6 protein-coding genes are annotated in these 14,329 nt (G+C 58.3%); 5 read left to right on the top strand and 1 reads right to left on the bottom strand.

What is annotated here, in order from left to right; translation table 11 throughout:
• Positions 1-8 precede the first annotated feature (8 nt).
• Genes J5069_RS04935 through J5069_RS04925 form a run of 3 tightly spaced genes read left to right on the top strand, consistent with a single transcriptional unit; the run spans position 9 to position 3,410 of the window.
• Positions 9-1,493, top strand: coding sequence for a sugar ABC transporter ATP-binding protein (locus tag J5069_RS04935; RefSeq protein ID WP_264642802.1), 1,485 nt, complete (start codon positions 9-11; stop codon positions 1,491-1,493).
• Complete coding sequence (locus tag J5069_RS04930; RefSeq protein ID WP_264642801.1) at positions 1,486-2,460, top strand: ABC transporter permease; 975 nt, start codon at positions 1,486-1,488, stop codon at positions 2,458-2,460. Before J5069_RS04935 ends, J5069_RS04930 begins: the two co-directional genes overlap by 8 nt.
• A complete protein-coding gene (locus J5069_RS04925) occupies positions 2,457-3,410 on the top strand; it encodes an ABC transporter permease (RefSeq protein ID WP_264642800.1) in 954 nt (317 codons plus the stop codon). The genes J5069_RS04930 and J5069_RS04925 overlap by 4 nt, the downstream gene beginning before the upstream one ends.
• 53 nt (positions 3,411-3,463) lie before the next feature.
• Here J5069_RS04925 and J5069_RS04920 read toward each other — a convergent pair whose 3' ends face one another.
• A complete protein-coding gene (locus J5069_RS04920) occupies positions 3,464-12,052 on the bottom strand; it encodes a glycoside hydrolase family 94 protein (protein WP_264642799.1) in 8,589 nt (2,862 codons plus the stop codon).
• A 303-nt stretch (positions 12,053-12,355) separates the two neighbouring features.
• On the opposite strand from J5069_RS04920, the gene J5069_RS04915 reads away from it, so the two are divergent.
• Complete coding sequence (locus tag J5069_RS04915) at positions 12,356-13,576, top strand: multidrug effflux MFS transporter (protein ID WP_264642798.1); 1,221 nt, start codon at positions 12,356-12,358, stop codon at positions 13,574-13,576.
• A gap of 10 nt (positions 13,577-13,586) precedes the next feature.
• Positions 13,587-14,249, top strand: a complete 663-nt coding sequence (locus tag J5069_RS04910; RefSeq protein WP_264642797.1) for an HAD hydrolase-like protein — start codon at positions 13,587-13,589, stop codon at positions 14,247-14,249.
• Positions 14,250-14,329: the final 80 nt, after the last annotated feature.

Genomic DNA, 14,329 nt, shown 5'->3' with positions numbered 1-14,329 from the left:
GGGGTGTTATGGAACCATTCCTGTCCCTGAGCCATGTCAGTAAAACGTTTCATGGCACGCGTGCGCTCAATGATATTTCGCTCACTTTTATGCCGGGCGAAGTGCACTGCCTTGCCGGACAAAACGGCTGCGGCAAGTCCACGCTCATCAAGATTATTTCCGGGGTCTACCAGCCGGATGCCAAGGCGCGCATCGCGCTGGGCGGTAAAATCTGGCCTAAATTGACGCCAGGTGCGTCGGTAGCGCAGGGTATCCAGGTTATCTATCAGGATTTATCGCTGTTTCCCAATCTCAGCGTCTGGGAAAACATCGTTATCAACCACTATCATCACGGCCTGCTGGTTAAACGCACGGCGCTGCGCCAGATTGCCGAGCGCGCGTTGGCCAGCATCAACGTCAACGTACCGCTCGATGCGCAGGTGGAGTCGCTCTCGATTGCGCGCTGCCAACTGGTGGCTATCTGTCGGGCGCTGGCGCAGGATGCCAGGCTGATCATTATGGATGAGCCCACCGCCTCCTTGACGCATCAGGAAGTAGACGGGTTGCTGCACGTGGTACGCCAACTGCGTGAGCGCGGTATCTGCGTGGTGTTCGTTAGCCACCGGTTGGAAGAGGTCATGGCGGTATCCGATCGCATCACCGTGCTGAAAGACGGCAATCTGGTGGGAACCTATCCGGCCAACGACATGAGCACACGCCAGCTCGGCATGCTGATGACCGGGCAAGCTTTTGACTACCACATCCGCGAACCCTGGCAGGGTGATGCATCGCGCAACGTGCTCGAGGTGCGGCAACTCAGCCGCGCGGGGGAATACCGCGATATCTCGTTTGCAATCGGTGCCGGAGAAATAGTTTCCATCATCGGGCTGCTGGGGGCGGGGCGCACCGAACTCTGCCTGAGCCTGTTTGGCATGACGCGGCCTGACAGCGGAGAGATACTCATCGACGGTCAAACGGTGCAGTTGCGCAGTAACCGTGACGCACTGCGCTACGGTATTGGCTATGTGTCGGAAGACCGTATGTCGCGCGGATTGGTGATGGCGCAGTCCATTGAGGACAATATTATCAGCACTATTTTCGACAAAGTGCGCAATGCCTGCGGGCTGATCCGCAAAAAACAGGTGCAGGCGATAGTGAACCGGCTGATCGCCGCGCTCAGTATCAAAGCGCCCGATCCGCGCTTGCCGGTGAGTACGCTGTCGGGAGGCAACGCGCAGCGCATTTCGATTGCCAAATGGCTGGCAATCGAACCCCGGGTACTGATTCTGGACAGCCCCACGGTCGGCGTCGATATCGCGAATAAAGCCGGTATTTATCACATTATCAGCGAACTGGCGGCGCAAGGGATCGCCATTCTGATGATCTGTGACGAACTGGATGAAGCCTGGTATCAAAGTCACCGTATCCTGGTGATGAAACAGGGGGAAATCCATCATACGTTCACGCCGGGCACCAGTAACCCCACCGAGATTGCCGGAGTCGTCAATGGCTGATGTTAAAAATTACCGGCATGAAATCTGGCTGGCGTTGCTGATTCTGGTGCTGTTTATCGTGCTGGCCTGGCGTAGCGACGAGTTTCTGACACTGGGGAATTTGTACGATTTGGTCAACAACTACGCCATGTTGACCATTCTGGCCTGCGGGCTGTTTATGGTGCTGATTTCCGGCGGAATCGATATCTCTTTTCCGGCCATGGCGATCATCGCACAGTACGTGATGGTGCTGGTGTTGCGCGATATTGGCGGCAACTTCGTGGTGGCTTATCTGATTGCTGGCGGTGTGGGCATTCTGTTGGGCAGCGTGAATGCCATTCTGGTGAATCGGCTGCGTGTGCCTTCCATCATCATCACCATCTCCACGCTGAACATCTTTTACGGTCTGCTGCTGTGGTTTAGCAAAGGGGTGTGGTTGTACGACTTTCCCGCGTGGTTTGAATCAGGCTTTATGCTGTTCAAGTACACCGACGCTGACGGCTACGACTACGGGCTGGGCTTGCCCATGCTCACCATGTTCGCGGTGCTGGCGTTGACTGCGTTTATCATGAATTTCACCACCGTTGGGCGCAAGATTTACGCCTTGGGTGGAAACCGTGAATCGGCCAGTCGCCTTGGCTTTAGCGTATTGCTGCTGCAATGCTTCGTTTATGGCTATATGGGACTGATGTCCGGCGTGGCGGGCGTGGTGCAATCCTGGACGGTGCGCACCGTGGCACCGGACTCGCTGCTGGGCTACGAACTGACGGTGCTGGCTGCGGTGGTGCTGGGCGGTACTAGCCTGGTGGGCGGGCGCGGCACGCTGATTGGCACCGTGCTCGGGGTGATCCTGCTGGCGGTGTTGCAGAATGGGCTGAATTTGCTGGGGGTCTCTTCCTATTGGCAGACCTTGATCACCGGTATCATTATTGTGGTCAGCATCAGCGCCACGGCGTGGAGCCAGCACCAAAACCGGAGTCTGCTATGAAGATATCACTGCGCGAGAACGTAGAAACCTACCTGATGGGCTTGTTGGTGCTGACGGTGGTTGGTTTTAGCATCACCATGCCGGAGGTGTTTTGGTCGGCGAATAACTTTCAGTCCATCGCCTCGCAGATGCCGGTGCTTGGCATATTAACGTTGGGCATGGCGGTCACCATGCTGTGCGGTGGCATCAACCTGTCGATCATTTCGACGGCAAATGCCTGCTCGCTGGTGATGGCCTGGGTGGCGGTCAGCTACCCGCCATCGCTGTTATCCATCGTCGCCACGCTGGTGGCGGGCGTGGGGGCGGCGGCGCTGATTGGGCTGTGCAACGGCGTGTTGATTGCGGGTTTGCGGGTGTCTCCAATCCTGGCGACGCTCGGCATGATGACGCTGCTCAAGGGGATCAATATTTTGATTACCGGCGGCAGTGCCATTGCCAATTATCCCGAATGGGTGCTGTGGTTAAATCGCGCACAGTGGTTTGGGGTACCGCTGCCGATGTGGCTGTTTGTGGTGGTTGCCATCGGACTGTGGCTGGTGCTGGAGCGCAGCACACTTGGCAGAGCGATTTATCTTATCGGCTCTAATGAGCGCGCCACCGCCTATTCTGGCATCAATACGCGTCGGGTGCTGCTGTGGGTGTATGTGATTTCAGCGCTGTTGTGCGCCGTGGCGGCGTTTTTAATGATGTCGAAACTCAACTCCGCCAAAGCCTCTTACGGGGAATCTTACCTGTTGACCGCCATTCTGGCGGTGGTGCTGGGCGGTGTGAATCCCGATGGCGGCAGCGGAAAGATTATCGGCATGGTGCTGGCGCTGATCCTGCTGCAAACCATTGAAAGCGGCTTCAATATTATGGGCGTCAGCCCGTATCTTACTCTGGCACTGTGGGGCGCTCTGCTGCTGTGTTTCATCGGTGCGAAAGGGCAATTGGGGCTCAACAAAGCGTAGTCATGGCCCGGCAGCGGACAACGATAAGTCCGCTACCGGGGCATCAACGGCATTTATCCTGCCACGTTATCACCCAACGCAATATCCACCTGATGGGGTTGCCCGTCGTCGATGAGCGGGATCTTGCCTGGCGGCAGCGCGGTGCCGTCCAGCGTCAGGCGATATTCACCGCTGCTGTTGCGCAGGGTGATGTCATAACGGCTGCTGCCGAACTGATAGCTGAGGCTGGCCGACGGCCAGTCGTGTGGCAACGAGGTGGCAATGGTGAGTGCATCACCGTGGCGCGTCACGCCCAGCAGCGTTTCGACTATCAGGCGATAGGCCCAGCCCGCCGAACCGGTATACCAGCTCCAGCCGCCGCGTCCGGTGTGGGGTTCGACGCTGTAGATATCCGCCGTCATTACATAGGGCTCCACTTTGTAGCGTGCCGTTGCTTGCGGCGTCAGGCTGTGATTGATCGGATTGATCAGCGACCAAAGCTCCCAGGCGCGCGCCGGGTTCCCGCTCTGCGCAAACGCCATGATCGCCCAAATCGCCCCGTGGGTGTATTGTCCGCCGTTTTCCCGCACGCCGGGCACGTAGCCTTGAATATATCCCGGGTTTGGCCCGTTGCCATTAAACGGCGGCGTCAGCAGTTGAATAAATCCGGCGTCCTGATTGACCAGGTGGGTATCCAGCGCCTTGATCGCCTGTGCACAGCGTTGCGGGTTGCCCGCGCCCGACAGTACCGACCAGCTCTGGGCAATGGCATCAATCTGGCACTCCGTCGACAGGTGCGATCCCAGCGGCTCTCCGTTATCAAAATAGCCACGGCGATACCAGGCACCGTCCCAGGCGTGGATTTCAATATTTTGCTGTAACTCCGCTGCATGCTCGCGGCAGCGGGTGGCAAGCTGGTGTTCCTGTCGCCGCTCGGCCAGGGCGGAAAAGCGTTGCAAAATATCGTACAGGAAGAAGGCCAGCCAGACGCTTTCGCCTTTGCCCTCCAGCCCCACCAGGTTCATGCCATCGTTCCAGTCCCCGGCCCCCATCAGCGGCAAACCGTGGCGACCCGTGGCAAGCCCGTGCTCGATAGCGCGCACGCAGTGTTGCCACAGCGTTTCAGACTGCGCGCTGACCACCGGCTGCTCGTAGGCCGATTCTTCTCCGGGAAGCAGTTGCCGACCTTCAAGATAGGGCACCGCCTGTTCCAACAAAGAGAGATCGCCGGTGGTTTCCACGTAGTGGCACAGCGCCAGCGGCAGCCAGAGATAATCATCAGAGCAGCGGGTGCGCACCCCATTGCCCAAAGGTGGGTGCCACCAGTGTTGCACATCCCCTTCAATAAATTGGCGTGAGGCGCAGAGCAACAGTTGATCGCGCAGTCGCTCCGGGGCGGCGTGGCTGAGTGCCAGCGTATCCTGAAGCTGATCGCGAAAGCCAAATGCGCCGCCGGATTGGTAATAACCGCTGCGCGCCATGATGCGACATGCCAGCGTCTGATACAGCAGCCAGCCGTTGGCTAACAGATTGACCGCGGCGTCTGGCGTGTTGACGATGACCGTATCAAGCATCTGGTGCCAGTAACGGTGTACGTCGGCCAACTCGCTCTGGGCGGCCGTTTCGTTCAGGTAGCTCGCGATCAGCGCTTCGGCCTCCTGCGGGTTGTTGCCGATGCCGAGTGCGAACACCAACGTCTGTCGATCGCCGTCGATCAAGGTGACAACCGACTGCACGGCGGCACAGGGATCGAACCCCGCGCCGGTTTTCTCCGACAGCGCGCCCTGCGCCATGGCCGCCGGACGATAGCGCGACCCGTTGCGTCCGAGAAACTCACGCCGATCGGCAGTAAAAGTACACTGCGCGCCGCTGACGGCGAAAAACGCCGTCTGCTCAGAACCGTTGCTGCCGTAATGGTTTGTGGCAAGAATTCCGCAGCCTTGGTGCACGCTGGCCGGACGCGTCACGACGTGCAGCGCGCTGGAAAGGCGAGAAACCCCGAGCACCCATTCAACGTAGCCGGTTGCCGAAAGCTTGCGCGTGCGGCCGGAACGGTTGTGAAGGGTGAGCATGGCAAGTTTCACCGGGGCCTCCAGCGCGACCAGCACGGTTAATTCGCTGTCAATGCCGGTTTCGCGGTGGGCAAACACGCTATAGCCGAAACCGTGACGCGACAGGTAAGCGCCCTGACCGCGTACGGGGAGCGTGGTGGGCGACCAGACGGCGCCGCTCTCTTCATCACGCAAGTAAAAGGACTCCCCGGAGCGGTCGCTGATCGGATCGTTTTCCCACGGCGTTAATCGGTATTCATGGGCATTTTCATACCAGGTGTAGGCTTGACCCGCTTCTGAAATGACGCTGCCGAACTGGGCGTTAGCCAGCACATTCGACCAGGGGGCGGGTGTTGTGTCACCCTGGTTCAACACAACGTGATATTCCCGGCCATCCGCAGAGAATCCCCCGAGACCATTGAAAAATTGCAGGTTATGCGTATCGGGATACCAGGGCTGATAGTGCGCGCTGTCCAATGTAACTCGCGCAGCCCGCGTGGTTTGCGGGGGCAGCGCGCCGGACAGTTTTTGGCTCAACTGTGTCGCTACGTCACCGGCACGATCGTCGAGCAAAATATGCGCCACGCTCATCAACAGCAGGCGATCCTCGGCGGAGAGCTGTTCAGCGTTGCGCACGAAGATGCCGCCCGGCTTGTCGATTTGATTGCCTTCTGCGCAAGCGGTGATCAGGTTGATAATGCGGTGATGCAGCTCCTGCTGGTAGCCACCCTGACGGGTGTTGAGGATAACCATATCCACCTTCAGGCCTTTTAGCCGCCAGTAGTGGTGCGCCTGAATCAATGTGGTAATCAGCGCCATGCTTTCATCGCTGGTGACGGTCAACAGCACAATCGGTAAGTCGCCAGAAATGCCCCATCCCCACAGACCCGATTGCCCGCGGCGGTTGCGCGTGATGACGTGCCCTTCGGCGCGCAATTCAGCCACCGGGAACAGCACGGCGCTGGCAAGGCGGTTAAACAGGGCGGCGTCATCTTCATTGGCATTGATTTGACGCAGCAAAATATGACTGTGGGAACTCGCCAATTCAAAGATCCGGTTGGCAATGGGGCGATCGCGGTATTTCTCCATCAGCGCCTGACTGTGGGTGCGGCTTTCCGTCACGCCATAGAACACGTCTATCGTTACCGGCACGCCGGGTTGCAATACCACGCACTGGCGTATCGCCAGAATAGGATCGAGTACGGCACCGGCACTGTTGCTCAGTGGGCCGGGTTGGTGCAGCGCGGTGGCCGTGGCGGGAATATGTCCGCGACCCAGGAAGGCGGCTCGGTCAGTGTCAAACGACACGGTACTTTCCACCTGCCCGCGCACCACCGCCATGTGGAACAGCCAGGGCCCGCGCTCTTCCGGAGCGCGTGGGCGGCGGTGACATAAAATGGCATCCTTGTCAGGGACCAGTTCGGTTTGTACAAACAGGTTGCTGAAGGCCGGATGGGCCAGATCGCTTGCCATCGGGGCCAGCACCACCTCGGCATAGGTGGTCAGTGCAATGGTGCGCGGGTGACGGCCGCGATGCAGCAGGGTTATCCGGCGCAGTTCGATATCATCTTCCGGTGACACGACAATGTGGGTTTTCACGCGCAGGCTATCCGCTTTGCGGGTGAACTCCGCCCCGGCATCGGTGAAAATCACATCGTAGTGGCTGGCTACATCGCCGTCGGCTTGCCAGGTGGTATTCCACACCTCACCGCTTTGCGGATCGCTGAGATAGCAGTAACTTCCCCAGTTATCGCAGGTGGTGTCGCTGCGCCAGCGGGTCAGTGCGATGTCTCGCCAGCGACTGTAGCCACCGCCCGACTGCGTGACCATCAGGTGATAGTCATGGTTGGCAAGCAACTGCACCTCAGGGAGCAGCGTGTCGGCGTCATGAAAGCGGCGCGGTTGGTATTGCGCAGGTTTGAGGCGACCATCATAGGCATCGAAGTGCCGACGGGGGCTGTAAAGCTCAATGGCCTCAGGAACGCGTTCTTGCAGCAACAGGCGCGCAGATTGAAACGCGGCGCTGGACATAAAACGTTCAACCATCGGCGCACCCAATAGCACATAAGAGAGCGCCTGAAAGGCCATACCCTGATGGTGTGCCATCCACGAACGCACGATGGCATGGCTCTGTCCGTTGGCTAAACGCGACGGGGTGTAATCCAGCGCTTCATAGAAGCCATACTCACCGTGCGCGCCGAGCTTTTTCAACCGTGCGAGGTTATCGCAGGCCTTGTCCGGGGCGTTCATCAGCGCCATCAGCGTGGCATAAGGGGCGATCACCGTATCATCGGCCAACCCGCGACGCAGGCCCAGACCCGGTACACCGAACGCATGATACTGGTAATTTTGTGAGGCATCGAAAGCGTAATAACCCGATTCGGAAATGCCCCACGGCACGCCGCGCTCTCGTCCCCAGCGTATCTGGCGCTCGACCGCCGACTGGCTCATTTTCTCCAGCAGACTGCCGGGATAGGTCGGCATCACCAGATTGGGCATCAGGTATTCGAACATCGAACCGCTCCAGGACATCAGCGCCGTTTCATTGTCGATTTTGGTGAATAACCGACCGAGCGCCGCCCAGCTTTTCACCGGCAACTGGTTGCTGGCGATAGCCACAAAACTGGTCAGACGGATCTCTGAGGGCAGCAGATCGTAATGGCTGCTGTCCAGCATGTTGTTTTCGACGCTGAATCCCACGCTGAGCCGGTTGGTAGTGACATTGTAGAGAAACGCAAAATCCATCTGAGCATGTTGGTGCAGACGCTGTTCGATGTCTGCCATCAGGCTAAGCTGCGCCTGCGCAGCGCCAACCGTGGTCTCACTGGGCGTTCCCGACCCGGCAGGGCTGGCCTGAGCCAGCCAGGAGAGTGACGGTAACGGGGCGTCGCCCCAGTCCTCTGGCAGCCAACCAAGCAGTGCCGACCAGGCATCGCACAGTGCGCTGAGCTGATGATGAAGACGTTCAACCCAGCGGCGAACCGGCTCTTCATCCGCAGGACACAGGTTGAGTAACCGGCAGGCGAGGTCGCGCATGTGCAGCAACTCGCCCAACAAGGCCGCGGGCGCGAGGGCGGCAGCGCGCGTACAGTGGCGCTGCATTTGGCGCAGTGTGGTTGGCGCATTACGGCCCCAGTGCCTGACCAGAATGCGCAGCGTATCATCAAGACCGGCCACAACCTGTGCGGCATCAAAAACCGGCTGATGGCGCAGTGCACGCATGGCCGCGTGCAGCGTGAGCAGGTGACCTGCCATATTGCCGCTGTCCACGCTGGAGATATAGCGCGGGGCCAGCGGGGCCAACGTGCGCGTGTCGTACCAGTTGTACAAATGGCCGCGATAATGCTCCAGTTTGTCCAGCGTATCCAGGGTGTCCGCGATGCGCGTCAGAGCCTGTTCCAGCGGCAGGTAGCCGAAATCCCAGGCGGTCAGCGTTGCCATCAATGACAGGCCGATGTTGGTAGGCGACGTGCGGTGAGCGATGACCGCGTGCGGCGCTTGCTGATAATTGTCCGGCGGCAGCCAGTTGTCGTCTGCGGTGACAAAGGTCTCGAAGAATGCCCAGATTTCCCGGCTGTTTTGTCGCAGCCGTCGCTGTTGCTTGGCATTCAGCGCCGTTCGCTGACGTTGAGGTTCGCGGCTCATCCAGCTTAGCAATAACGGCGTCAGACACCAGAGTGCCCCCAGAGGCAGTGCCACCACCAGCAGCATGGGCGCAAGCTGTGCGCTCAGCAACGGGAGAGCCACCCCCATCGCTACGTTGAGCCACATGGCGCGGTAAAAGCGCCCCGGTGCGGCGTCGCGCTGTGCGCTGCACTGCGCAAAAGTGGTCCATTGATTAAGATTACGTCGGCTGACACCCAGTCGCCACAGGGTGATGGCAATGGCGTGAAGCGAATACCCCGCACGGTGCGGCAAGGTGAGGATCTCGACGCCCATACGCAGCAAACGTTGGCGCGCACCGACAATCACCAACCGCACATGCTGCTCGAACGGACGGCGCCGAGGCTTGCTGATGATGTCCTGAAACGTGGACAGCAGCGTGGGCAGCAGCACTGTCAGCGTTAATGCCGACAGCCAATAGGCGTGATTGGGCACGGCCAACAGGGCGCAGAACAGCAGTGTCAAAAAGGCGGGCGGCACCAGACTGCGGCGCAAATTATCGAACAGTTTCCAACGCGACAGCAGGCTCAATGGGTTTTTGCTGTGCGATCCATCCGCACGCATCACCTGAGGTTTCAGCCAGTTAAGCAGTTGCCAGTCGCCCCGAATCCAACGAGTGCGGCGCGCTACATCGGCCAGATAATGGTTCGGATACTGTTCATACAACAGCACGTCGCTGACCAGCCCCGAACGGGCATAACAGCCTTCGAGCAGATCGTGGCTCAGCACCAAATCTTCCGGGCACACCTGCTGCGTTGCGGTAACGAAAGTATCCACATCGTAGATGCCTTTGCCGACAAAAGAGCCTTCGCCAAACAGATCCTGATAAATGTCGGATGACATCATGGTGTAGGGATCGTTGCCTGCCGCACCGCTGAACAGCGTGGCATAGCGGCCTTGCCCGTAACGGGGGATCTCCTCTGCCATGCCCGGCTGCAAAATGCCATAGCCTTCAATCACGCGCTGACTGGCGGGATCGTACTTAGGCTGGTTGAGCGGATGTGCCAGCGTGGCAACCAGTTTGTGCGCGGTATCGCGCGGCAGCACGGTATCGCAATCCAGCGTGATGACATACTTGATCCGGTTTACCGGGCCCGTCACGTTACCGACAATGTGGGCAAATTGCCCTTCGGGATGGCGCAGCCAGCGGTTTAACAGCGCCAGTTTACCGCGTTTGCGCTCATAGCCCATCCACACCCCTTGTTTCGGGTTCCACGCGGGGGCGCGGTGCAGCAGATAGAACACCGGATCGCCGTCGCGGGCATAGCGGTGGTTGAGTTCGCGGGTTTGTGCATCCGCCCATGCCAGGAGATCGTTGTGCTCCTGAGCATCAGGGGTGGTACTGTCGACAAAATCGGTGAGTAGCGCAAAATAGAGGTGCGCGCTGGTGTTTGCCAGATAGCATACCTCGAGCCGCTTGAGCAGTTTACTGATACTCTCGCGGCTGGTCAGCAGGCAGGGGATCACCACCATGCTACTGAAAGCGGCGGGTATCTCGCGGGAAAAATCCATGCGTGGCAGCGGCGTAGGCGTGCGACAGCGCGTTGTGGCTTCACTCAGCAGGAACGTGGCTAACTGACTGGCGACCAGCATCAGCGGCACGGCCAGCAACCACAGCGTCCAGCCCATGCCCTGTTCGTGGGTTTTGAGCAGTAAATGGGCGGTGAACGCCGTGGTGAGCAGGCTAAGGCTGCCCAGCCAGGAAAGCAGCGGAATCTGATTAAAACCGTCCCGTAATCGCGCCATCCATGAAATGTCGGTTGCCAACTGTTGTTCCAGCCGCGCTCTTCCATCGCCAATCAAATAGTAGCCCACATGGTGGGCGGTGGTGCTGGCATCCGCCGCGCGCGCCAAGGCAAGCACCTGCTGTGCTATCTCCCCTTCGCTGTAGCGGCTGTGGCGGGCCAGCATCTCAATCACATGGCGATAGTGATCCCGGGTATCAAAATGCATCTCGGGGTAGACGCCCGCAGGGTCCTGTTGCAGCGTCCGGTCAACCAGACTCATTGCTTCGGTAAAATCGGCCCAGTGGGTTTCACTCAGCAACCGCAACCCGTTAATGCTGTTACTGACGGAAAGCTGCTGGGCGGCGAGTTGCTGACTAAAGCGCTGGGTCAGTGCATCAGCGGAAGTGCCGTTATCCGCCAGTTGCTGTTCTAACCAGGTCAGCGGCAGCATCAGCAGATTGCCTCGCCCCTGCAAGCGGCGCACCAACTCGGCCACGAAAGCGCTGGTTAATGGCGGTCTGGAACGGGCCAAATCGGCAATCATCATCACCAGTTCTGACGGGCGTTGTTCGGCGCAGGCGACAAGTTTAGTCACCCAGCGCTCAGCTAACTGACGCGCTTGCTGGGTGTTCGCCACTTCAATACTGACGCGCCGCAAATTTTCGATCAACGCCAGGCGCAGCATACCGGGCAATGCCCAGAGCTCTCCCAGCGTGAGCGGCGTCACCTCTTGATAGGCAACGATAAAATGGCTGAGGTTCTCTTTGTCCCAACGCCCATCGCCGTGGGCGATAATTTCAGTAGCGATATCATAAATACGCGGACGATGGCGGGGAGGGAGTAGAACAGGCAGCCCTTTGCCAAAATCCTTGGGCAGATGGTGCCTCACCAGACGAATCTGCTCTTCAATCAGATAGTAATTATCCAGTAACCATTCCCCGGCGGGCGTAATGCTGGCTTTATCGGCGGCACTGAGCATCGAGCAATGTCGCGTGATGACCGCTTCGTTCTCCGCCAGACGCCGGGTTAAATGGTAAGGCATTGATGTGGCAGAAAGTTTATGGGATTGCGCCAGCGTTTTTCCGTACTGTGCCATTTGTGCGCTGGAGAAGAGTGCCGCCTTCAGGGTGTCATCATCGGCGTCCGGCGTTGCAGACCAGGCAGGGGACTGTTGCCGTTGTTTTTTTAGGGAGGAAAACCATTGCGTTAAACGTATTTTCATCAGATAGCTCATCACCGTTTAGGTCTACACTGCGGCCAAATTGGTTTGAGTATAGATGAAATATCGAGTAATTGGCCTTTTTGCGATATTAAACACTGTTACTGTCACTTCAATTGACTTTATTGACTGATTATTAATTCAAGGCAAAGTAATGGCGAAAGGGGTCATGAATTCAATTCATAACGCTATTGTGCTTTTGAGGGATTAATGCGGCGCTGTCCGTCAGATAGGATGCGAGGGTACGCCGAATGCAGGGGACCCGCTCTGCTGTCGGCCTTGATGCTAACTGCTTAGTGAATAAACATGAATCAATCGCAACAACCCGCTACCCGCAAACGATTACAACAGGGCGGATGGGGATTTATTGTCATCCTCAGCGCCTTGATGGCCTTCACTTCACTGTCTACCGATATCTATCTGCCTGCGATGCCGGTGATGGGTAGCGATCTGCACGGCAATGCCGAATTAACCATTACCGGATTTTTGGTTGGGTTTGCCATCGCGCAGCTTATTTGGGGCCCGATCAGCGATCGCATTGGGCGACGTCGGCCGCTGTTTATCGGTATGGTGCTGTTTGTGATTGGCTCCATCGGCTGCGCCCGTTCGACCTCTATTGAGCAGATTGTGTTCTGGCGCATTTTCCAGGCGTTGGGGGCCTGCACCGGGCCGATGTTGGCGCGCGCGATGATCCGCGATCTGTTTGCCCGCACGCGCGCCGCCCAGATGCTCTCCACGTTAGTGGTGGTGATGGCGATTGCGCCGATTGTCGGCCCGCTACTGGGCGGGCAGATTATTCGTGTCAGTACCTGGCCGATGATTTTCTGGCTGCTGGCGGTGATAGGCATCGCCATGTTTGTTTCGTTGCTGTGGCTGCCGGAAACGCTGCCGGTGGAAAAGCGCGTCAATGCCTCATTCACCGATGCGTTTCGCAACTATTATTCGCTGCTGAAAAACCCGAGCTATCGCCGGTTTACCCTGTGTGTGACCTTTTATTATGTCTCGGCCTATGCGTTTATTGCCGGATCGCCGTTGGTCTACATCCGTTATTACGGCATTGATCCGCAGCACTATGGCTGGCTTTTTGCCGTCAATATTCTCGGGGTGATGGCCCTGAGTCTGGTCAATCGCACAGTAGTGCAGCGCTTTACGCTGGAAATATTAGTAAAATACGCCACGCGGATCGCAGCGTTGGCCATGCTGGTTATGGCGGTGGCCGTCAAGATGCAGTGGGGCGGCAGTTTGGCTATCGTGGTGCTGGTGTTTGTTTTCTTCTCGATGAACGGCATCGTGGCGGCAACCTCCACCGCCGCCGCGCTGGACGCCGTGCCGACCATGACCGGATCGGCCTCGGCGTTGATCGGCGCATTGCAATACGGTAGCGGCATCATCTCCTCGCTGTTGCTGGCGTGGTTAAGTGATGGCACGCCGTGGACCATGGCATGGATTATGGCGTTGTTTACCGTCGCCAGTGCGGCAATGGTGACCGGTGTCGGCACCAAAAACGCGGCAGGTGAACCCGATTAAGGAACAAGGGATGAATGTTATTTTCGATATGGACGGTACGCTGGTGGATTCTGTGCCGGGGATTCGCGCCAGTCTGGCCTACGCGCTGGAACAGCAAGGGCACCGTTTGGCCGAAGAGACGGACATCACCGCCTTGATTGGGCCACCGATGGATCAGATTGTCGCGACGCTGCTGGCACCGTTTGGTGACGATCGCGTAGCGCAGACGGTGGCGCTCTATCGTGAACATTATGGTCGCGTCGGGTTACTTCAGGGATTGATGTATCCGGGCATTGAGCCGGTGCTTCAAACGCTGCACGCCGAGGGACATCGGCTGTTTATCGCCACCTCAAAACGACAACCTTTTGCGGAACGGATAGTGGCGCGTATCGGCATCAGCGCGCTGTTTGACGACATTCTCGGCACACCGCTGGATGGCAGCATGGACGATAAACGGCTGCTGGTGGCGCATCTGGTGGGCAAGCAGGGTTTGCCGCCCTCCATATCGGTCATGGTCGGCGACCGTAAAGAAGATATTGTTAGCGCGCAGCATAACCACCTGTTATCGATTGGCGCACGCTGGGGATATGGCTCGTTACAAGAGTTGGTCAGCAGCGGCGCAGACCGGTTGTGCCAATCGCCAGCGGATTTGCTTCCGGCTATCCATGCGCTAGCCACGACGTCCGCGCGTTAGTATCGGAGCAGGATCACTGTCTGGGATATCAACGTGCGGTAGTCTTATCGCTCAGCAGTATTCGCGTTAAGACGGGGAAA

The sequence above is a fragment of the Candidatus Symbiopectobacterium sp. NZEC127 genome, assembly GCF_025962675.1.
Lineage (GTDB): Bacteria > Pseudomonadota > Gammaproteobacteria > Enterobacterales > Enterobacteriaceae > Symbiopectobacterium.
The sequence above is the reverse complement of the archived record's forward strand: the minus strand, read 5'-3'. Positions and strand labels throughout refer to the sequence as shown.

Coding starts and splice junctions, on each gene's coding strand:
- J5069_RS04920 (WP_264642799.1), bottom strand. CDS start 12,052: ATGAAAATACGTTTAACGCAATGGTTTTCCTCCCTAAAAAAACAACGG.
- J5069_RS04930 (WP_264642801.1), top strand. CDS start 1,486: ATGGCTGATGTTAAAAATTACCGGCATGAAATCTGGCTGGCGTTGCTG.
- J5069_RS04910 (WP_264642797.1), top strand. CDS start 13,587: ATGAATGTTATTTTCGATATGGACGGTACGCTGGTGGATTCTGTGCCG.
- J5069_RS04915 (WP_264642798.1), top strand. CDS start 12,356: ATGAATCAATCGCAACAACCCGCTACCCGCAAACGATTACAACAGGGC.
- J5069_RS04925 (WP_264642800.1), top strand. CDS start 2,457: ATGAAGATATCACTGCGCGAGAACGTAGAAACCTACCTGATGGGCTTG.
- J5069_RS04935 (WP_264642802.1), top strand. CDS start 9: ATGGAACCATTCCTGTCCCTGAGCCATGTCAGTAAAACGTTTCATGGC.